The following is a 20,071-nucleotide window of genomic DNA, read 5'->3' on the forward strand; positions in this document are numbered from 1 at the left end:
CTATCAAAAGAACTGATTCTTTAGTATGATTAATTATATACATGATATATAGGTTTGTTTTATTAAAGAAAGTAAGCAGAAAAACAGCATGAAACGAAATGTAGATAAAGCAAATATCATAAACAGTAATGCAAACAAGAACGAGCGAACGTTGATAATGAAAGTTACATTGGGAAGGCGGAGAGCAGCAATGAGGCAACAACGAAGGATTGAACAACGGAAAAGACAGCTTCTATGGGCATTGAGCATAAGTTTACTGCTTGTTACGATTGCCGTTAGTTATTGGCTGATTCACACCATGCGTACTGGGACTGATTCGTCAACAAGCTCCCCAGATAACCAAGTGTCACTTTCTACTTCCAGCCAAGAAACAACAACGGCCTCTCAATCGTCGAAAATTACTCTGACAGCAAGTGGCGATATGCTCTATCACAGACCAGTTTATATGAGTGCATTTGATGGGAAACGCTATGATTTTGACAATGACTTTGAGCAGGTGCAACCGTTGATCGCTTCTGCCGATATTGCTTTTGGTGACTTTGAAGGCACCATCAATCCCAACAAAGAACTAGGCGGTTATCCTACCTTTAATGCGCCTCCGAATGTAGTAGAAAGTATCAAAGCAGCTGGTTTTGATGTGATTGATCTAGCCCATAATCATATTTTGGATACTGGAATCGAAGGGCTTAAAACGACTGCTAATGCTTTTCAGGAGATTGGATTGGAGCCGATTGGTGTCAATGTAAATGATCAAGGGATATTCGTCAAAGAAGCCAATGGCATCAAAGTAGCGATGCTGGCTTATGCTTACGGATTCAATGGCAATGAAGCTAGCTTGGCACCGGAAGAATATACGACCTATTTAAAAGATTTATCCATGGAAAAAGTAGCAGCTGAAATCAAAGAGGCAGAGAAAGTAGCCGACATCACCGTTGTTATGCCGCAACTCGGTGTAGAATATTCCTTAGAACCTACAGAAGAGCAGCAGAAGATTTATCGACAAATGATCGACCTCGGAGCGGACATCATTTTTGGCGGTCATCCACATGTCGCTGAACCAACAGAAATCATCGAAAAAGACGGCGAGAAAAAATTTATTCTCTATTCAATGGGAAATTTGCTATCCAATCAACGCTACGAAACAGTCAACAACTATTGGACCGAGCGAGGGGTCATTCCAGAAGTCGAACTCACAAAAGAAGGTGATCGTACATTTTTGAGTGATATCAAGCTGCATCCAACATGGGTCTCTAAAGAGCCGATCCCTGATCGTAGATATGACGATCCAGAGTTTGGCACTACCGAAGCCTATGATTTTCAAGTTGTACTGGCAGAAGAATATCTTCCTGGGGGGAAGTATGCGGATAAAGTACCCGAAGACAAACGCCAGCGAATCGAAACCGCGTATCATGAAATGATGGAGCTGCTAAATTTAAAATGGAAATAAGCAGCTGAATCTGTCTCACTAACCTATGACAGGTATCAAGCAGGCATCTTTTGAGGTAAGATGTCTGCTTTTTTGCTGTTTTATTTAGTAGCTCGATCATCTTGCAGCAGATCTTTTAGGAGCATTTAGCCCGCTTTTTCTAGTAATGACACCCACAAGTTGAACAGAATGACAATCACTGAGAGCAGACTAGTTGCTGTAAGTTGATAAAACAGCAAAATTCAGCAAATTTCATTGGCTACAGTTCAGTTTTTCAAGCTTTTTTCTAGAAGAGATGAACGCAATCACTATTGCCGGTACCAGTGATATTGCTTATAGTAAACGCATACAAGAAGACTCGAGAATTCTTTGTACGAGAGGTGGTTAACTTTGTTAAGCGAATTATTAAAAGAAGACTATATCCAATTGGATATCTCAGTAGAAAATTTTGACGAAGCAATCAAGGCATCCGCACAGCCGCTATTGACTGCCGATGTCATCGAGAATGAATACATTTCATCCATCCTTTCCATTTATCATGAGATTGGGCCTTACATTGTTATTACGAAACAAATTGCGCTGCCTCATGCACCCATAGAGAAGGGGGCAAAGAAATTAGCATTAGGATTCACTCGATTAGAACGACCCGTCATTTCTGGTCATGAATCAAATGATCCTGTCAAATTTTTGTTTCCCCTTAGCGCACCAGACAATGAATCCCATATTTCATTGTTATCCGAACTGGCTGAGTTGCTGGGCAACAAAGACTTTCTGGAATTGTTAGGACGAATGACTGAAAAAAACGAACTAATTGCATTTCTAAAAAAATTTGAAGGAGAGAATAACTATGCATAAAGCACTGATTGCCTGTCGAGCAGGCGTAGGCTCAAGTCTGATGTTAAAAATCAAAGTGAATGAGGTCATCCGGGAAAATGACTTTCCAATCGAGGTGGAACATGCGTCTTTAGATGCGGTCTCTGGTTTTACGGGAGATCTGATCATTACTTTGACAGATGTTGCCAATGAATTAAGAGAAAAAAATTTGCAGCAAACCATTATTGGGATCAACAACATCGTTGATAAGAAAGAAATCAAAGAAAAAATCGCAGCCGCATTAGTCTAAAAATCAATGAAGGAGAAACGCTCATGGATTTAATTATCAGTTTTCTTAGTACGCCAGCCGTACTTTTAGGTTTAGTTGCAATGATTGGGTTATTGGCCCAAAAAAAATCAATGACCGAAGTGTTGACTGGAACCTTTAAAACCATCATCGGTTTCTTAGTATTCAGTTCCGGCGGTTCGATCATGACTGGCGCACTACAGAATTTCAATACCCTATTCCAAAAAGGGTTCAACATCGTAGGGGTCGTTGCATCGCCAGAGGCCGCCACTGCCCTAGCCCAAACAGAATTTGCATTTGTGACCAGTTGTACATTGATTCTCGGCTTTTTGATGAACTTAGTCATTGCTCGAATCACGCCATTTAAAAATATTTTCTTTACTACAGGGCATAGTTTATTTTTTGCTTGTGTGTTGTCACTGATCCTAAAGGCTCATCAGTTTGCTGATATTCCAGCGATATTAATTGGCGGAACATTACTCGGCTTTTTCTCTGCTGCGTTACCTCAGCTGTGCCAACCATTTATGCGGCGCATTACTGGCAGTGATGAGACCGCCATTGGACACTTTAACATGGTGGGTTATGCATTGTCTGGTTACATTGGGATGCTATTTGGTAAACACAAAGATAAAACAACGGAACACATCAATTTTCCGAAATGGTTATCCTTTTTTAGAGACTTCTTGATGGGCGTTGCGGCAGTTATGCTAGTGCTATTCTATATCTCTGCATTAAAAGCGGGACGAGATGTCACTCAAGAATTAGCAGGAACGACTCATTGGCTGGTCTTTCCTTTCGTGCAGGCATTTACCTTTACTGCGGGGATGTCGATCTTGATGACTGGTGTGCGCATGTTCTTGTCTGAAATTACGGCGGCATTTGTTTCGATCTCGGAAAAATTCATTCCAAATTCTCGTCCGGCATTGGATGTGCCAACTGTTTTCCCGTTTGCACCAACAGCAGTCATTGTAGGGTTCTTATCCTCTTATGTCGCTGGCTTATTGGGAGTATTGATCATGGTGCTTTTCAATTTTCCAGTCGTGATCATTCCAGCAGCCCATATTTGTTTCTTCTCTGGAGGAACAGCCGGCGTTTTTGGAAACTCTACTGGCGGTTGGCGGGGAGCGATTGCAGGATCCTTTGTCATCGGGCTGTTACTCGCCTTTTTACCAACAGTTCTTTACCCGGTGTATGGTAGCTTAGGCATCGAGGGATCGACATTCCCAAATATCGACTACAATGTCATGGGAATTTTATTAGATAAACTATTAAGTTTGTTTGGTCAGTAATCGATCGCTAATATATTTGTCATCAACTGAACTTCTGAATCTTTGCACGCAAAAAGAACTATCTCAAAGTGTGCAAAGATTCAGTGAAAACGGATCAGTGACAGAAAGGATTTTATATGGAAACAACGAATTTGGCTTATTTTTTGCAAACAACCAAAGATGAGCTTACAGCTTATTTGAATGAGATCAATCAACAACAGTTGATCGATGCAGCTGAACTGATCGTTGCTGCAAAAAAAAAGAAGGGGCGTGTGCATGTGACTGGCATCGGTAAGCCAAGTCATGTTGCGGAATATATAGCAGCTTTGCTTTCTTCCACAGGCACTCCTACCTATTTTTTAGATGGAACTGAAACGATCCACGGCTCTGCCGGCCAAGCCGAAAAAGGGGATGTCGTGATTGCTATTTCCAATAGCGGCGAAACAGAAGAATTGAAAAAATCGCTTCTTACGCTCAAAGCTTTAGGAATAAAAGTCATCGGAGTGAGTGGAGGTATCGACTCATGGCTGCAAAAACATTCCGATGCCTTCTTGTTTGCTGGTATCACGAATGAAGGAGATCCGTTGAACAAACCCCCACGAATCTCGATATTGGCAGAAATCATCGTTTTACAAAGCTTGTCGATTTTACTGCAACAAGAAGCCGCCATTGATATTGATGATTATTATGCATGGCATCCTGGAGGAAGCTTAGGGAGTGCTATCATGCAAGAAAGAAGTGTCGAAGAATGAAGATCGAAGGAATCATTACAGCCATGGTCAGTCCTTTAGATGAGCAGGGAATCGATCGAGCAGCCACTAGAAGACTAGTTAATCAATTGATTGCGAAAGGGATCCATGGGTTATTTATCCTAGGGACCAATGGGGAGTTTTATGCCTTATCTCATGCTGAAAAGCTCGAATTGGCAACCATCGTTGTAGAGGAGACAGCAGGTCGGGTACCAGTATTTGCAGGAGCAGGTGGGATTTCGACAGAAGCTGTCATTGATTTAGTGAATGAATTTCAAACCATTGGAGTCACAGCGGCTTCCATCATCACTCCTTATTTGATCAAGCTTACGGATCAAGAAGTAGTCCAACACTATAAAATGATTGCTGCAAAGACAAAACTCCCATTGATTCTCTACAATATTCCTAAGAATACCGGCATTGCGATCAATGAAACCATCTTTAACGCATTGCTGAAAATACCCACTATTATTGGGATCAAAGACAGCAGCGGGGACATAGAAAACCTCAAAAGCTATCTCAAATTGAATGAGCGAGACGATTTTTCTATTTTAGTAGGTTCTGACTCTTTGATCTTGGAAGCGTTGGAATGTGGCGCTGATGGGGCAGTCGCAGCAACTTCCAATGTCTTAACGACAACTGACTTAGCTATTTATCACGCATTTAAAAGTGGTGAGACCCAGAAAGCTAGAAACTATCAATTAAGTATTGAAGACTTTCGCCGTATCTTAAAGTTCGGTACAGTACCCAGTGTCCTAAAATACTGCGTAGGTTGGATGGGAATTCCTGTCGGTGATCCTAAGCTGCCGGTGCTGCCAGTAGATGAACAGGACTATCCAGAGATCCATCAAGTTTTAGCGGAATATCGAAAAGTGGAGGGATTCGATGAATAAGAAGCTCGTGATCCTCAACCGGATCCATAAAGAAAAAATCATGGCGATCGTACGGGTCGAAACAGTGGAACGAGCCGTTGAAATTGTTGAAGGCTGTAAAGCCGGTGGTATAACTTGCTTGGAAATCAGTTATACGAATAACAATGCCGGGGAAATCATCAAGCAACTGAAAGAAATCTATCAAGACGAAATCGTTGTCGGTGCTGGAACCGTATTGGATAGCGAAACCGCTCGGGATGCGATTTTACATGGTGCTGAATTCATCATCTCACCGGCTTTTTCAAAAGCAGTCGCACAGATAAGCAATCGCTATCAAATCAGCTACATGCCAGGCTGTACTTCTATCTCTGAGGTTTTAGAAGCTCTCGAAGCAGGAGCGGATATGATCAAAGCATTTCCAACGTCTTCTTTACATGGGCCAAGGATCGTCTCAACAATCAAAACACCATTGCCGTTTGTCCCGATCTTATCTTCAGGGGGCGTTTCTTTGACAAATGTTACAGAATGGTTGAATGCTGGTGTAGAATGTATGGGAGTAGGAACATTATTGACAAAAGGTTCGCAAGCAGAAATTGCAAAGAATGCGGCACGATTGCGCAAAGAAATCGACACATTTGTGAATTAACAAAGAGAGGAGAGAGGGTCATGATCGATCAACGCACATTACAGCTGATACAGAAAATGATTCAAAAACCATTGATGGAACAAGAGGAGATAATGCGCTTCTTTTCTCTGTCAAAAAATCAATTGGATTATGCAATCAGAAAAATCAATGAACTATTAAAAGCAAATAAACAGCCGTTGATTCGATCAGATCCTTATTTTATTCAATTAGCACCAAAAGCAAAAGCTTTTTTTCTGAATGATTTCCTAAACGGTGCCGTTTATACCCAGTATGAGATGAATAGTGAAGAACGAAAAAAATATATTTTTCTGATGTTGTTTTATTATGAATCAGACTATCTTTCTGTGAATCACTTCTTGTCTGCGCTGCGTGTTGGCAAGACTACCTTTATGGCGGATATGAAAAAATTAGAAAAAGAACTGTCTCTGTCAATGATCACTATTGGGTATACGCGGAAGAACGGCTATGGGCTGATTGGGAATGAAGAAAATCTGCGTAATTTTTTTATGAAGATGATGTTTCATGATTTTGGGGATAATCAGGAGGAGTTTGTCTATCATTATTTCTTGGTCAATGAAAAAATTGATGGCTTCTCACAGGTCGAGGGTATCGCAAGAGAAAAACTAAAAACCTTTTCTTTAGAATTAGTGGAGAATCGCTTGAATGAATTCTCTTATTTGTTTACGATGATCCTTCCTCGTTTAAACAAACAGTGGCAAGATTTTTATGAAACCTATAATTACCAGACTTTTTTTCAGATGAAAGAGTATTTATTTGCAAAAGAATTATTAATGGAATTTGGTATCACAAATAAATCAGCCCAATTGTATATCTGTGGGTGGCTGCTGGGGATGGCGCTAGGGGATACCACTTATCCATCAGCGGATTTTTCGATTATTCATGAACTGGTCGAGCGCATCATCAAACGCTTTGAACTATTGTCCGGCATCCGTTTTAAAGATAAGCAAAAAGTCATCAATCAATTATATAGTCACTTTCGACCAGCTTATTACCGCTTGTTTTTTCAATTGCCAATTATCAATCCCTTACATAAAAAAATTATTGAAGAATATGAAGATCTGTATCAGATTGTTCAAGAAACATTGCGTCCCATCGGAAATCTTTTTGAACGCGGAATCCCAGAAGATGAAGTTTCTTTTTTAACCATCCACTTTGCTTCTTTGATCAATGATTTTGATGAATACCAAGTCAATCAAAAAATTGGTGTGATTGTTTGTCCGAATGGAATCGGTAGCTCTGCCATGATCTATAATGAATTAAAAATGATCTTTCCAGACATTATTTTTATCGGACCCATTGAGACCAAAGAACTATTGCTTGAGCGCCCTGAATGTGACCTGATCTTTACTACGGTACCCAATGTCAGTCTTTATACACTGAAAAAGCCAGTTTATGTGGTAAATCCAATAATGACCAATGAAGAAAGAAATCAATTGATTCAAGAAGTTTACCATCAGCCCAGCGAAGCTATTTCTCTGATTGGGGTGGAAGAACTTATGGCTGTTATCAAAAAGCATGCGACAATCGAAGATGATAAAAGTTTGAAGAAAGAATTGCAATTGCTCCTTACCAGAAGAGAAGTCAATCCAGCTTATTCAGCAACCCTAGGCGAGGAAAGAAAGCCCGTTGCGTTGATTGATATGCTTAACCCACAGTACATTTTGACTAATATAAAAGTACGCTCTTGGGAAGAGGCATTCTATTTGGCAGCAACGCCACTGATCAAGGATCAAGTGATCTCACGTGGTTATATTGATACGATCATCCAAAACGTTCGCAAAGAAGGACCTTTTTTCATTATCATGGATCAAGTAGCATTGCCTCACGCACGGCCAGAAGAAGGCGCGTTAAAGCTAGGCCTAGGCATCACAGTCTTACAAGAACCAGTGATAATCAACAAAAAAGCGTCGATTAAATACATCTTCACCCTCTCAGCAATTGATCACAGCAAACATCTATCTGCCATTGCCGAGCTCGTCGCTTTGTTGGAACAGGAAAGTTTTTTCAACTTACTCGAACAAGAAGCCGATCCTCAACAAATCTTTGACTGGATCGCATCTTTTCTCTTGAAAAATAAGCATATGGTTCCGATGTAATTGGACTGAATAACTACACCAGAGTGATCACCCCCAAAAAATCTAACTTATTGGGTTGCTTCAATAATCAGTGTTGTTTGTGACTCTTTCCACTACAACTGACACACGAAGATGTAGATAAGATAATACCACTGAACAGTCAAAGAGCATTTAGGTTACTTGATGAGAGATCATGCAATAAATCGATCGTGCTTTTAATCAGACGTATACGCTTGAGGTAGGTTATTTACATCTAATAAGGACATGGGAATCCTATCCTTATTGAATGAGGCACTATTTAAGTTATTCCGCTGAATCATGCAGTAAACCCGCTTATAACATCCAGAAGGATCATTTTTAATAATTAAATTAACATTTTTCATATAAAAAGAGCAAGAGCAATCATTGCGTATTATTGATTGCACTTGCTTTTTTTTAGATTCAATCCTTTTTTTAGTCAAAATGAAGGTAGAGATGAATTTGGGACAGCCTTTACCGTCAAGTTATACTATCAAAAGATTAGACTGAGGAGGGGTGTGGTGGAAAACAACAATTTAAGAAAAAAAATTAGACGATTTGTCATGATAGCAGTTTTGGCGCTATTGACTATTGGTCTCTTCCAAAAAGAAGTTTTTGCAGAAAACGTCAATACGTTCTCAATCCAACCACTAGATGAGAATGGAAATGTGAATGAGAATGGCTATTACCATATCATTGACGAGCCAGGAAAGCAACGCACTGTTTCAATTCGAGTGTATAACCTTTCTGAAGAAGAAATCAGCGTGAATGTGACCGTAAATCCAGCTTCTACGAATCAAAATGGAATCCCCAGTTATTTAGGGGAAGAAGCGTATGATGCTTCTCTCATTCATCGAATGGATCAACTGGTCGCAATTGAAGAGAGTGAACTCCTGATTCCTGCAGGTTCTTCGGTACTCACAACACTGATTATCTCCTTACCACAAGAAGAATGGGAAGGGGATATCCTTGGAGGCATTCGTTTTACTGAAAAAAAGAATCAGCAGAGTGAACAAACTGTGACTCATGAAGTCGCCTATACGGTAGGCATTCTTTTAAATCGAGTAGGCGGGTCAGCAGTTGAAAATGAATTGTTTTTAAATGAGGTGACCGCGAGTCAGCGTAATTATCGGAATCACATTGAAGCAAATCTACAAAATAGAGCTGCTGTGATTGTTCGCAACATGTCTATTCAGTCAAGCATTTATAGAGAAGGAAGTGGAACCCCTATCTATACATATGACGCATACGAGTTGCGAATGGCACCAAATTCTAATTTCAACTTTGGCATCCCTGCTGGAAATCAGCCAATTGAAGCAGGGAATTATGTTCTAAAGACGCAAGTAACAGCTGATGAAAAAGAGTATCGCTTTGAACAATCTTTTTCCATTACGAATGCGAATGCCCGGCAATTAAATCAAAGTGCGGTCAATCTAGAGCGGACGACATCCTACATGTCATATGGGATATTTGTCGGAATTGGCGTGATCCTCGTTCTTTTGGTGATGTGGTGGACTCGAAGGCGGACTCGGAGAAAAAAGAGAAGAAAACGACCCATGATATAAAAAGGACTGGCTTATCGGAGTCATCCAGCAAATTAAAGAGCATAAAATAAAATGCTTAATCGTAATGAAATGAATGAGCAGGATCTTGTGAAACTATGAAGGAACACCCTGTAAAATGAACTTCAAAAGGATAACGGAGGAAAGAAAATGAAAAAAACGACACGAACATTATCAATTGTACTTTTAGCAGCTAGTCTTGGATTGGGTAGCAAAATGGGGGATGCGGCAACTTATGATGACGCAGCGAATATTACGACTGAAGGAAAAGTGAAAATCTTGGAAAATGACTCTTCAAACCCAGTCGTTTCTGACCCGGAGAATCCAGGAAATGAAGTTACTCCCGAAGAACCAACCAATCCTTATCCGGGACTTTTACGGATCAACTATGTATCAAACTTTGATTTTGGTCAGATTCAAAATGTCTCACGTGCGATTGAACAAAAAGCACGGCTCGATCATGTGTGGGTAAACGGTGAAGAAGTCTCGCGTGTGCCTTTTGTCGCGACAGAAGATCGCCGAGGAAGTGAACGGCTAGGATGGGAATTACAAGTATTACAGCCGAATCAATTGGCAGATGCGAGTGGTCATGAATTGATTGGGGCAACGATTACTTTATCCGGGCTGCGTTATGTGAATGCAACGGCTGCTACACCAATAGTCAATCAAAATGAGATCGTCCTCGGAGCAGCGGCACAAACGCTAGCCACAGCAGATGCCGCGCAAGGGTCAGGTGCTTGGGTATTAGCATTAGGACAATCAAATGGAGAAGGGCATACTGACGGTGTTGTATTGCGTATACCAGCCAATACCACAGCAAACAATACTGAATATTCTACTGCGATTGTTTGGGAGCTGGTTGCGGATCCGACTACAGGAATAGGTGGATAAATCACCCTAAATTCTTCTGGATTAATTTGAAGGGAAAGGCGCGATCAAATGAAAAGAAATGTCCTTATCACCATAGCAAGTTTACTCGTTACAGGGCACTTGCTTCCCTCGACAATCCTATTTGCGGAAACCGTTGATGCGTCAGAGAGGCAAAGGGCAGAAGACCAAAGTTCCACTCTTGATTCAGATGAACATCAATTTTTTGAACCCGTAGATGCAGAAGATCATGCGGCTGATGAATCAGAGGGAAACTTAGATTTGCTTGATTCAGGGTTGGATGAAGAGAACATTGATCCTGAATTAAGCACGATTCCAGACAGAACGGAAGAGTCTAAAACGATTCAACCAAGTGAACATAGCGGTTATTCTGACGAAACTGTGCTCACAGCCGAAGCAGTCCCTCAAAAGATAGGACTAGGTGGGAAATTTGTCGAGGAACGACTGAATGAGTTAGTGACAAACGTCAGGCTGAATGTGAAGTCGCAAATGAGGACTTTAAAGTCACTCTTTTGAATCAACCGAACACCACTTTCCTGGGAAATCTGCAAGTCCCAATCACCGTCGTACATGTAGAAACACAAGCAGCGACTCAGATAAATGTACCGGTGGAAGTGATATGGGGCCACTCGATATTTTCACGAGAAGCAGCAATCAGTGCTAGCACTGGAGTAATCAGTCTTCATATCAATGATAACGGACCATCTCTTGTTGCATCAGAAGGATTTGGTAATTCTTGGCCGAATCAAGTTACATCAAGACCACGTTATACGATTTATCGCAACGATTACACCAACCAAACGCTGCTTCCTTTTTTTACAGTAAACCAATCAAGAAGCAGTGTCGTACAAGCTTGGAACAATGTGTTAAACAATAGTCCGATTGACTTCGGTGATGTGATCGGATTAAGCGTAAATAGGTTCGCAGTAGCCAATCAGAATTACAATGGAGCCAATACATGGGTCACGAGAAATGAAGAACCTGTTCGAGAGGCGATTGGCTGGCCAGAGGCTCTGTATATGATGACACCAAGCGGCTTCCAATTGTTGCGAGTGAATCAATTAACGACGAATAAACTAACTTTTGCAGCTAGTAGTTCAACAGAAGAAATCCTTCAGAGAATGACAGAATTTTTCAATTTCCATGAAGAATTTACGGAACAGGAAAAAGAAGAGCTTTCGTTTGATTTGATCCGTTCTGATGCACTATTACCAGGCAAAGAAGGCAAAGCAGTTGTACAAGTGACACAAACAAAAGAAAATGGGTACCGTTTTTCAATGACGTACGAGGTATCCTTTACAGTTGGACTTGGACGACTGGAGTTGGCGGGAATTGCTCATGGCAATTTTGATTTTGGCGACGTCCTAAAAACGAGCCGTAGACAAAATATTCCAGCGCAAGGAGAGTCTGCTCCAACGATTATGGTCAGTGATTACAGTGATACTGCCCAGTGGAGCCTTTATGCGTCGATGAGCCCTTTTATAAATGAAAGAAATCAGGAGTTAAGAGAAGCAGCCATCGCTTTGAAGGAGTTGAAAGTGATCGAATCTGTTCATACAGGTATTTCCATTCCCAAAAATGATATCCTGTTGGGAACCAGCCCTCAAATGATTGCGGCAAGAGATAGATCAGGAACAAGAGATGAATACGGAAGAACAATCATTCAAATTGGAGAAGTAAAAGACCAGACATTAACCGGTGTGTCACTTCATTTGCCTGCCAATACACCTGTGGACAAGGGAGAGTATCAAGCAACAATTACTTGGGAACTAGTCGGGGATCCGACGATAGGAGGCATTCGATGAGAAAGAGAGTGGTCGTGTTTTTGGTCGGTCTCTGCATTTTTATCCCCGTCTTTTCAAGGAGCACAGTGATTGGACATGCGACAACAAATGAGAATCGTGCGGTTGTGAGCTTTTACCAAGAGGAAGAACCCACCCAACCAGACCTCGATGATCCAAGAACACTCCCACAAACTGGAAGCACCTTTTCTTATATAGGAATGCTAGGCTTAGTCATTGTCTTTGTGATGTGGTACTTAAAAAACAGAGAAAAAAAACGTAGAAGGACAAATTGAAGATTTCACAGCGTGTTTGTAAAAGAGGGACATCTTTCGAGGCAAAGAACAGCAAAAAAAATTGGTTATACCATCGGCAGGTTCTTCATCAATAAGGAATGACGTGTCGTATAGCAAAAAACCTGAGATAGAATGATCATCATTCTATCTCAGGTTTTTTTGTATCATTTTAATTGATTGATTTAATTGATTGAAGAATAAATAAGAATCGAACAATTTTTAACAAGAGTAATTCTTTCATTTGCTAAAAGGACCTTACTGGCCATTTAATGTACTTACGATTGATAGGAATATCTGTATTAGCCACAAAGCAGAAGCTTTTTAAGCGAAAGAATATCTTTTAAAAGAGGGCATAAGAGGTTCCACCTTCGAACTTGATTTGCTTAAAATCCATCCTAAGATGAGCGTTCACTGGGCTCGAATCTACGGCTCACTGATTAAGAGTGTGATTGTTTAGTCGTTTCATTGGGGTAATAGCTGAAAGGAAGAGATTTAGTAGATGCAACCTGTTTGTTAAAAGTATTCCTTTTTGTAAAGCTCGGAATAATTTCATAATAAAACAGAGGAGCGCCGATTTTATTTTTTTTAAAAGGTTGCAACTTTTCATAAAATAACTAAGAAAAGAAGTGGAATGAGCTCCGCTATACTGTTTATAGCAATGCGAATAAACGAAAGAAAGGATGAAAAAAATGAAGATCAGTAAAGCAGTATTAAAGGCAATTACGTTGAGTAGTGTGCTGGTATTAGGTGGTACATACGCTTCTGCGGCTGAGCAAAATCAGGCAAACCCTTCTGAAGCAACGACACCGTTACAAGGAAACCTAGGTTTATCAGAAAATGGTGGGTACGATCCCAATCCGCCGAGTGATTTAAATGAAAAAACAGGAATCAAAAATAGCTATTTTGGTATTTCTTATGTGCCTAGAACCTTTGATTTTGGGATCACCAAATTGCAAGATAGCATAAAAGAGCAAACAATCACTACGACGAATAAAAATGGAAAAACATTTAACGTTGGAGTGAAAGACAAGCGACGGGAAGATACACAAACATGGTCATTGAATGTGAGACACTCGATTAATGTCGATAATGGCTATCAAGGGGTGGAGCTAAAGGTTCCTCTGGTAGGTGACGTTAAAAGAAATATGAATGATGGGGATACTCCTTTTGAAGCAGACGATTTAACTGAACAAGTCAAAAAAAATAACCAAAATGAAGTAAATAAATCTGAAAATGAGCATCTAATGGTCACATCAGAGGATCAGACGATCATGTATACGAATGGCGGACAATTTGTCAATGGAGTCTATGATTTACAGTTAGGCGATGTCGGTTTACAAATTCCTGATCCAAGTAGAGTGCCAGATCAAACATTTAAAGGAAATGTGACTTGGACATTGACCAACACGCCAATGAAACAACATTATTTAACGAAAGAAATTCGTAATTTATTTAAAGATGGCAACTGCACTACCTTAAAAACAGATATACGCTGTCAAGATGTTGAAGCAGCATAAAATCTTCCAGAGTATGTCTCGTAAAGGGAATTGTTTAGATAACTCACCTATGGAAAACTTCTTTGGTTTATTAAAGCAAGAGATTTTTCACGGAGAAGTCTATCGGAGTTTAGATGAATTGAAAACAAAAATTGACCAATATATCTATTATTACAACCATAAACGCATCAAAAAGAAATTAAATTGGCGAAGTCCGGTTCAGTTTCGAGAAGCTGTAAAAACAGCTGTCTAACAGTTAATCTTATCATACAAAAAAGGAGTGGATTTCTCCACTCCATAAAAGTCTAACTTTTTGGGGTCACTACACTCTGCAAATGAGAAGGGGCTTTTTTATTTTCTGTATTTATTTTCTAATGCTAAAGCTTTTGCTGTGAAGTTGGTAAAGTAATTATCTATACCAAGATTGATTGCCTTTTTTATTTCACTAGTGGAGTTTATTGTCCAAATATTCAAAAGTTTTTTGTGGCCATGAACTAATTTAACATTTTCTTTTGTCATCATACTCTTTTCAGCAGAAACTATATCTACTATGTCATACGTGACTGCCTTTTCTAATTCGCTTTGATTCTTAACTAATAAGAGTTTTGGCATATTTGGAAAACTTTTGCTCAAGTCTTGCAACGGTTTAATATCAGATGCTTGAACTACGATATTATCTTCCAAGTTATTTTTTTCACAAGATCTTCGAAAAGCTTCGTTTGATTGGAGTTTTCCTTTAGTTCTATTACATAATTCACAGTATTCCCGTATCGATTAAACACATCTTGCAAACTCAATATCTTTTCATTATCTTCAGTTCTTAAATCAGAAATTTCATCATCGGTCATATCTACAAAAAGTTTGTCTACACCAGTTATTCTTTTTGCTGATAAATCATGAGAAACATAAAGAGTGTTGTCTCTGGATGTCACAAGATCTTGTTCGATATATTTTGATCCGTATAAAATAGCCAGATCATAAGCAGCGACTGTGTGTTCAATCTCTTCTCCAGAGGCTCCTCTATGGGAGTATACCCTTGAACTGGAATCGTTAGTGTTTTTTATTAAGTAAAATGTTATTACTGAAGAAAGAATTACTAAAAATATTAAGAATGGAATTAGTATTTTTGTTTTTTTTATCTTTTTACGATGCATACGGTACCTCAAGGTTTTTCTTTTATTGTACCAGAAAAAAAATATATAAAGGAACAGTTTTTCTAACTGGGGATCCTAAGGCATAAATAAATGTGCAAATAAATTAATCATTTATCGACGAATACCGACAACTAGGAACTAAAGATGATAAAAATCAACAATATGACGTATTCAAATTAGTCATATTGTTGATTTTTAATGTTAATTGAACAGCAACAACAAGAATCCATGGTAAACAAATAGCCCGCTGCGGAGAGCTTATAAACGAAATATTAAACGTTATTCTTTTCATTTGAATTAAAAATTATTTTATTGTAGACTTTGTAAGGCGATATTAAATCGTCAATGAAGAGGATTAGGCGGGGGAAACTTGGGGAAGTGTGCCTAATCCTCTTCATTTTAAGTGTACCTAATTTTCCAATAAGAAGCATTACTTTTTGGTAAGATGTACATATGACTTTTATGTTTTTTAAACATACACAATTTAATATTAACCTTTAGTATTGAATTACTCAAGGGCCAGGTATAGAATGTAAGTACCAACCAATTTTTTAATTTCCAAATCTTCTTTATAAGTTCCCACTCTCTCTCGGGGAGGGTGGGTCGTTTTTTTTGCACAAAAAAGCACAGCGTATTTACACACACTGCGCAAGTGAAACTATGTTTCTACATCGTAATCATTATAGCGTATTTAACGTCCTATTTAAAGACTCAAACTCAATCATAATCTTCGTCTTGCCAATCACCGAATACTTCTTAACAACAAATTGCTTCCGATCGTTAAACTCATCAGCAACCACAACCTGCATTCCCTCATCCACATCTGCCAAGAAGTTTAAACTATGTGCTGCAATCAAACAATTCGTACCGTCAAGAGAGAAACGCACTAAAGGGGTCCTCGACATTTTCAACACTCGTATCTTCGAAACTACACCTCTCAATGATTTCATGATAACTACTTCTTACTTCTAATTTTTAGTGGAGATTCAATTATCATACGATCATAAAATTTGCCATTTTTTATAAAGCGTTCACGTTTTACAGCAATAGATTTATCGCTTTGAGCTAATACAGCAAGAATGGATAAATCTAAGAAAATCTTATCATCGTCAGAAAGGGTAGAGTATTCGTTAGCAAGTTTTGCATCAATTTGTTCTGCAATCATATCTTCAAACATTTAAAATCACTCCTCGCAAGAATTATACGAACCTATGTTCTATTTGTAAACAAAAAAAGGCGAAACTCCTCAAAAATAAGTTCCGCACAGAATTGTTATAAAATAAAAGAAGATAAATTTATATACCCACAAAGTATACCCACAGCATAAAAAAAGCCACATCAAGGTTTCTTTTCTAAACTACCGAAGTAGCCAAGAAACCTTATGTGGCGTGGGTTTGGCACCCAATGGGCCGTGAGGGGTTCGAACCCGCGACCCGCTGATTAAGAGTCAGCTGCTCTACCAACTGAGCTAACGGCCCGTATCAAAATTACTATATTATCTTAGCACTCCGACTTTTAAAAATCAATCGTTCTGTTAAAAAAAAATCCGTTTTTTTATCTTTCGTTTCAAAAGAAGACTACCCATAGAGTACATACTCCGTAATACTTATCCCCTTCAAAAATCAAATTCTTTTGTTTTCCTAAATTTTGAGCAGAGGACTACAATCCAATACCAGTATATGGTAAAATTTATCTAGTTATCAAAACCAGATAAAAAGTTTTTGATAAACCAATATTCTGCTATTTAAGATGGAGAAGATTATGGAAAAATTACGTTCAGATTTATTTGATTGGAGCGAGTCGCTGAATTCCTTTCATTTGCCGCGGTGGGAAGAGCTGCCAACTTTGGAACTGTACATGGATCAAGTCATTACGTTGATCGATCAGTACTTGTCGCCGGTAATCCAGTCGGAAAAACATTCACTGCTGACATCATCAATGGTCAATAATTACGTCAAAAAAGGGATGATCCCACCCCCAGAGAAAAAACGGTATAACCAAAAACATTTGGCATTTTTGATTGCCATTACGATGTTGAAGCAAGTGTTGACAATCCCAGAAATCAAGACGGGAATATTGTTTCAAGGAAAAGTAGTCGGGATACGAAATGCGTACAATTTATTTTGTGAAGAACAGGAAAAAGCCATTTGGACAGTCTGCCAAGAGGCAGCAGGGTCAAAAGAAGCGGTGTCTACCGATCCGATTCCAGTAGAACTGATCGCGATCAAAGGGGCGACCCGTTCGTTTGCAAATAAATTATTGGCAGAAAAAACGATTGAACTAGAAGTAAATTACTTGGAAACGCACAAAGGAGAATCCCATGAATAAAGAGAAAATTGCCCTGCTTGTCGACTCGGGAACCGATGTCCCGGCAGAAATTATGTCACAATATGGTATGTATATGTTGCCATTGCAGATCATATACAAGGATCGGACGTATACGGATAAAGTGGATATTACAGCGGAAGAGATCTATCAACGATTGCCGCAAGAAATTCCTAGTACGTCATTGCCCGATGGCGAAACCATCAACAAGATATTTGATCGGATCAAAGCCGATGGCTATGAACAAGTTCTGGCAGTCACCATCTCTAGTGGGTTGAGCGGTACTTATAATGTTGTTCGCTTGATGGGAGAACAACGGAATGACTTGGATATTTTTGTTTTAGATACGAAAAATATCGGGATTGGTGCTGGATTACAAGCGATCAGAGCTGCTGAGTTGCTGAATGAGGGAGTCACATGGCAAGAGCTCAAAGAACAGCTGCTACAAGAAGTTGTCCGAAATAAGGTCTTTTTCAATGTAGCGACATTGGAGTACTTGCAAAAAGGCGGCCGAATTGGTTTGGTTGCTTCAATTCTCGGAAATGCCTTGAAATTGAATCCAATCATTTCTTGTAATGACGAAGGGATTTATTACACAGTAGCGAAATCACGAGGACGTAAAAAGAGTTTGGACAAGACCGTTGAACTGGTGAAACAGTACATTGGAAATCACAAACAATTTCGCCTAGCCGTGGCCCAGGGGGATGCGTTGGCAGAAGCTAAAGAAATGAAAACTCGTCTTGAACAAGAATTTCCTCAAGTGAAAGAAATTTTCTTTGGACAGATTTCACCGGCACTGGTTGTGCATACAGGGCCTGGATTATTAGGCGTCGGAGTGCAGCTGTTAGACGAAACGGGGATTTGATCGAGTGACTGTGATCGTTTTCTAAGAGCCGCTCACAATCATTCATTAATGAATGTTAAAAGGTATGAAAGTTGTCTTTTCAACTTTCATACCTTTTTTTGTGCCGATGAGTGAAAAGAAACCTGTTTCTCTAGAGATGCCGCAATGGTCAGTGACATGAAGGGTTGGCGCTCTTTTGCTCTCTTTTGCTCCTATTTACTCCTAAGTTATTTTCGTTGAACAAAACAAGCAGTATAATGATTTCATAGAACAAAGCAACAGTTCTCCAAGGAGACGGATGCTTACAGATGGAGCTTTATGCTATCCGGATTACTTAAGGCAGTATCTTGAATTGTTTATGAAAAAGGAGTGAGTGACAATGAAAGAATATGTTTTTGAATCAACCATTTATTCTTCTGAGATTGGTAAAGGTGGAGCATACGTGATTTTTCCTTACGATTTGCGGGCTGAATGGAATAAAGGGCGGCTGAAAGTTCAGGCAACATTTGATGGCGTTGACTATCAAGGAAGTATCGTCAATATGGGGTTGAAAAATCAAGACGGAAGTATTTGTTATATTTTAGGAATCAAGAAAGAGATTCGCAAACAGATCAAAAAAGACATTGGCGATACTGTAAAAGTTGTTGTGAAACCTATTACGGAATGAATAAGTTAGCAATCATGAGTATGAAAAAGAAAGAACATCGATACAAAATTTTCTTAAGAATAAGCATAGATCAAGGCTAAGATTTGAGGAAAGATGAAAACACATCCTAAATCATGTATAATAAGTAGGAAAGAATAAAAAATGAGGTGACATTTTTTGAAAAAGATCCTAGTCGTGGACGATGAAAAACCGATCTCGGACATCGTCAAATTCAATTTGACAAAAGAAGGCTACGAAGTATATACAGCTTATGATGGTGAAGAAGCATTAGAAAAAGTGGCAGAAGTTGAACCGGATCTGATTTTATTAGATTTGATGCTGCCGAAAATGGATGGATTAGAAGTGGCACGTGAAGTTCGAAAAAATCACGATATGCCGATTATTATGGTTACCGCCAAAGATTCTGAGATCGACAAAGTGTTAGGACTGGAATTGGGTGCCGATGATTACGTGACTAAGCCCTTCTCCAACCGTGAATTAGTAGCTCGTGTCAAAGCTAATTTACGTCGCGGTTCTGCTTCGGCGAAAGAAGCAGAAGAAGCACCGAATGCAGAATTGACGATCGGTGATTTGACGATCCATCCAGATGCGTACATGGTAACTAAAAATGGCGAAGCAATCGAATTGACCCATCGTGAATTTGAACTAATGCACTATCTAGCGAAACATTTAGGTCAAGTCATGACACGGGAACATTTGCTGCAAACCGTCTGGGGATATGATTATTTTGGTGATGTGCGGACCGTCGACGTTACCGTTCGCCGTTTACGGGAAAAAATCGAAGATAGCCCAAGTCATCCGAATTATTTGGTCACTCGTCGCGGAGTCGGCTATTACTTGCGGAACCCTGAACAGGAATAAGC

General features: G+C 39.5%; 20 protein-coding genes, 1 tRNA gene and 2 pseudogenes. 19 read left to right on the forward strand and 4 right to left on the reverse strand.

What is annotated here, in order from left to right:
- The first annotated feature begins 190 nt into the window (after positions 1-190).
- From IGJ45_RS02995 to IGJ45_RS03065, 15 genes and pseudogenes are all read left to right on the forward strand, one after another.
- Positions 191-1,447 carry a CapA family protein gene (locus tag IGJ45_RS02995; RefSeq protein ID WP_005471668.1) on the forward strand — a complete coding sequence of 419 codons (1,257 nt, stop codon included), beginning with the start codon at positions 191-193 and terminating at the stop codon, positions 1,445-1,447.
- A gap of 369 nt (positions 1,448-1,816) precedes the next feature.
- Positions 1,817-2,281: a PTS sugar transporter subunit IIA gene (locus tag IGJ45_RS03000; protein ID WP_005471669.1), complete on the forward strand. Its 465-nt coding sequence runs from the start codon at positions 1,817-1,819 to the stop codon at positions 2,279-2,281.
- Positions 2,274-2,549 (forward strand): PTS sugar transporter subunit IIB, encoded by a 276-nt coding sequence (locus IGJ45_RS03005; protein ID WP_005471675.1) that lies wholly within the window; start codon positions 2,274-2,276, stop codon positions 2,547-2,549. The genes IGJ45_RS03000 and IGJ45_RS03005 overlap by 8 nt, the downstream gene beginning before the upstream one ends.
- Before the next feature lie 23 nt (positions 2,550-2,572).
- Positions 2,573-3,835: a PTS ascorbate transporter subunit IIC gene (locus IGJ45_RS03010; RefSeq protein ID WP_021149274.1), complete on the forward strand. Its 1,263-nt coding sequence runs from the start codon at positions 2,573-2,575 to the stop codon at positions 3,833-3,835.
- 116 nt (positions 3,836-3,951) lie between these two features.
- Complete coding sequence (locus IGJ45_RS03015; protein WP_003127416.1) at positions 3,952-4,566, forward strand: SIS domain-containing protein; 615 nt, start codon at positions 3,952-3,954, stop codon at positions 4,564-4,566.
- Entirely contained in the window at positions 4,563-5,456 is an 894-nt protein-coding gene (locus IGJ45_RS03020; RefSeq protein ID WP_003127417.1) for a dihydrodipicolinate synthase family protein, read from the forward strand. Before IGJ45_RS03015 ends, IGJ45_RS03020 begins: the two co-directional genes overlap by 4 nt.
- Positions 5,449-6,081, forward strand: coding sequence for a bifunctional 2-keto-4-hydroxyglutarate aldolase/2-keto-3-deoxy-6-phosphogluconate aldolase (locus tag IGJ45_RS03025; RefSeq protein ID WP_003127418.1), 633 nt, complete (start codon positions 5,449-5,451; stop codon positions 6,079-6,081). The genes IGJ45_RS03020 and IGJ45_RS03025 overlap by 8 nt, the downstream gene beginning before the upstream one ends.
- A gap of 20 nt (positions 6,082-6,101) precedes the next feature.
- Positions 6,102-8,198, forward strand: coding sequence for a BglG family transcription antiterminator (locus IGJ45_RS03030; protein WP_003127420.1), 2,097 nt, complete (start codon positions 6,102-6,104; stop codon positions 8,196-8,198).
- Positions 8,199-8,716: 518 nt separating this feature from the next.
- A complete protein-coding gene (locus tag IGJ45_RS03035; RefSeq protein ID WP_227173424.1) occupies positions 8,717-9,760 on the forward strand; it encodes a DUF916 and DUF3324 domain-containing protein in 1,044 nt (347 codons plus the stop codon).
- A gap of 147 nt (positions 9,761-9,907) precedes the next feature.
- A complete protein-coding gene (locus tag IGJ45_RS03040; protein WP_086269488.1) occupies positions 9,908-10,648 on the forward strand; it encodes a WxL domain-containing protein in 741 nt (246 codons plus the stop codon).
- A 48-nt stretch (positions 10,649-10,696) separates the two neighbouring features.
- The gene (locus IGJ45_RS03045; protein WP_227173421.1) at positions 10,697-11,161 is read left to right on the forward strand and encodes a hypothetical protein; all 465 of its coding nucleotides are present in this window, start codon (positions 10,697-10,699) and stop codon (positions 11,159-11,161) included.
- Entirely contained in the window at positions 11,158-12,450 is a 1,293-nt protein-coding gene (locus IGJ45_RS03050; RefSeq protein WP_227173419.1) for a WxL domain-containing protein, read from the forward strand. Before IGJ45_RS03045 ends, IGJ45_RS03050 begins: the two co-directional genes overlap by 4 nt.
- Complete coding sequence (locus IGJ45_RS03055; RefSeq protein ID WP_041120413.1) at positions 12,447-12,722, forward strand: LPXTG cell wall anchor domain-containing protein; 276 nt, start codon at positions 12,447-12,449, stop codon at positions 12,720-12,722. Before IGJ45_RS03050 ends, IGJ45_RS03055 begins: the two co-directional genes overlap by 4 nt.
- A 689-nt stretch (positions 12,723-13,411) precedes the next feature.
- The gene (locus tag IGJ45_RS03060) at positions 13,412-14,239 is read left to right on the forward strand and encodes a WxL domain-containing protein (RefSeq protein ID WP_005471682.1); all 828 of its coding nucleotides are present in this window, start codon (positions 13,412-13,414) and stop codon (positions 14,237-14,239) included.
- Positions 14,226-14,471: pseudogene (locus IGJ45_RS03065) on the forward strand (IS3 family transposase); the annotation flags it as partial. The gene IGJ45_RS03060 and the pseudogene IGJ45_RS03065, both read left to right, overlap by 14 nt.
- Before the next feature lie 98 nt (positions 14,472-14,569).
- Here the strand turns inward: IGJ45_RS03065 and IGJ45_RS03070 are convergent.
- The 4 genes and pseudogenes from IGJ45_RS03070 to IGJ45_RS03085 form a co-directional block, all read right to left on the reverse strand.
- Positions 14,570-15,372, reverse strand: a pseudogene (locus IGJ45_RS03070) (glycerophosphodiester phosphodiesterase).
- A 680-nt stretch (positions 15,373-16,052) separates the two neighbouring features.
- A complete protein-coding gene (locus IGJ45_RS03075; RefSeq protein ID WP_086269485.1) occupies positions 16,053-16,322 on the reverse strand; it encodes a hypothetical protein in 270 nt (89 codons plus the stop codon).
- A 5-nt stretch (positions 16,323-16,327) separates the two neighbouring features.
- Complete coding sequence (locus IGJ45_RS03080) at positions 16,328-16,549, reverse strand: hypothetical protein (protein WP_003127427.1); 222 nt, start codon at positions 16,547-16,549, stop codon at positions 16,328-16,330.
- A 228-nt stretch (positions 16,550-16,777) separates the two neighbouring features.
- Positions 16,778-16,850, reverse strand: a tRNA-Lys gene (locus IGJ45_RS03085).
- Positions 16,851-17,133: 283 nt separating this feature from the next.
- Between IGJ45_RS03085 and IGJ45_RS03090 the strand changes: the two genes are divergently transcribed.
- From IGJ45_RS03090 to yycF, 4 genes are all read left to right on the forward strand, one after another.
- Positions 17,134-17,700, forward strand: coding sequence for a DUF1836 domain-containing protein (locus IGJ45_RS03090; RefSeq protein ID WP_005471696.1), 567 nt, complete (start codon positions 17,134-17,136; stop codon positions 17,698-17,700).
- A complete protein-coding gene (locus IGJ45_RS03095) occupies positions 17,693-18,562 on the forward strand; it encodes a DegV family protein (RefSeq protein ID WP_003127431.1) in 870 nt (289 codons plus the stop codon). Before IGJ45_RS03090 ends, IGJ45_RS03095 begins: the two co-directional genes overlap by 8 nt.
- A gap of 358 nt (positions 18,563-18,920) precedes the next feature.
- Positions 18,921-19,208 carry a DUF1905 domain-containing protein gene (locus IGJ45_RS03100; RefSeq protein WP_003127432.1) on the forward strand — a complete coding sequence of 96 codons (288 nt, stop codon included), beginning with the start codon at positions 18,921-18,923 and terminating at the stop codon, positions 19,206-19,208.
- A gap of 156 nt (positions 19,209-19,364) precedes the next feature.
- On the forward strand, positions 19,365-20,069 hold the full coding sequence (gene yycF, locus IGJ45_RS03105; protein WP_005471699.1) for a response regulator YycF: 705 nt from the start codon (positions 19,365-19,367) through the stop codon (positions 20,067-20,069).
- Positions 20,070-20,071: the final 2 nt, after the last annotated feature.

The sequence above is a fragment of the Enterococcus sp. DIV0574 genome (assembly GCF_051711125.1).
GTDB classification, from domain to species: Bacteria; Bacillota; Bacilli; order Lactobacillales; family Enterococcaceae; genus Enterococcus_D; species Enterococcus_D gallinarum.

What these genes read in the sequence shown, in the direction of transcription:
- IGJ45_RS03020 (WP_003127417.1), top strand. Translation starts at nt 4,563, where the DNA reads ATGAAGATCGAAGGAATCATTACAGCCATGGTCAGTCCTTTAGATGAG.
- IGJ45_RS03060 (WP_005471682.1), top strand. Translation starts at nt 13,412, where the DNA reads ATGAAGATCAGTAAAGCAGTATTAAAGGCAATTACGTTGAGTAGTGTG.
- IGJ45_RS03030 (WP_003127420.1), top strand. Translation starts at nt 6,102, where the DNA reads ATGATCGATCAACGCACATTACAGCTGATACAGAAAATGATTCAAAAA.
- IGJ45_RS03080 (WP_003127427.1), bottom strand. Translation starts at nt 16,549, where the DNA reads ATGTTTGAAGATATGATTGCAGAACAAATTGATGCAAAACTTGCTAAC.
- IGJ45_RS03010 (WP_021149274.1), top strand. Translation starts at nt 2,573, where the DNA reads ATGGATTTAATTATCAGTTTTCTTAGTACGCCAGCCGTACTTTTAGGT.
- IGJ45_RS03045 (WP_227173421.1), top strand. Translation starts at nt 10,697, where the DNA reads ATGAAAAGAAATGTCCTTATCACCATAGCAAGTTTACTCGTTACAGGG.
- IGJ45_RS03015 (WP_003127416.1), top strand. Translation starts at nt 3,952, where the DNA reads ATGGAAACAACGAATTTGGCTTATTTTTTGCAAACAACCAAAGATGAG.
- IGJ45_RS03095 (WP_003127431.1), top strand. Translation starts at nt 17,693, where the DNA reads ATGAATAAAGAGAAAATTGCCCTGCTTGTCGACTCGGGAACCGATGTC.
- IGJ45_RS03090 (WP_005471696.1), top strand. Translation starts at nt 17,134, where the DNA reads ATGGAAAAATTACGTTCAGATTTATTTGATTGGAGCGAGTCGCTGAAT.
- IGJ45_RS03100 (WP_003127432.1), top strand. Translation starts at nt 18,921, where the DNA reads ATGAAAGAATATGTTTTTGAATCAACCATTTATTCTTCTGAGATTGGT.
- IGJ45_RS03055 (WP_041120413.1), top strand. Translation starts at nt 12,447, where the DNA reads ATGAGAAAGAGAGTGGTCGTGTTTTTGGTCGGTCTCTGCATTTTTATC.
- IGJ45_RS03025 (WP_003127418.1), top strand. Translation starts at nt 5,449, where the DNA reads ATGAATAAGAAGCTCGTGATCCTCAACCGGATCCATAAAGAAAAAATC.
- IGJ45_RS03040 (WP_086269488.1), top strand. Translation starts at nt 9,908, where the DNA reads ATGAAAAAAACGACACGAACATTATCAATTGTACTTTTAGCAGCTAGT.
- IGJ45_RS02995 (WP_005471668.1), top strand. Translation starts at nt 191, where the DNA reads ATGAGGCAACAACGAAGGATTGAACAACGGAAAAGACAGCTTCTATGG.
- IGJ45_RS03075 (WP_086269485.1), bottom strand. Translation starts at nt 16,322, where the DNA reads ATGAAATCATTGAGAGGTGTAGTTTCGAAGATACGAGTGTTGAAAATG.
- IGJ45_RS03005 (WP_005471675.1), top strand. Translation starts at nt 2,274, where the DNA reads ATGCATAAAGCACTGATTGCCTGTCGAGCAGGCGTAGGCTCAAGTCTG.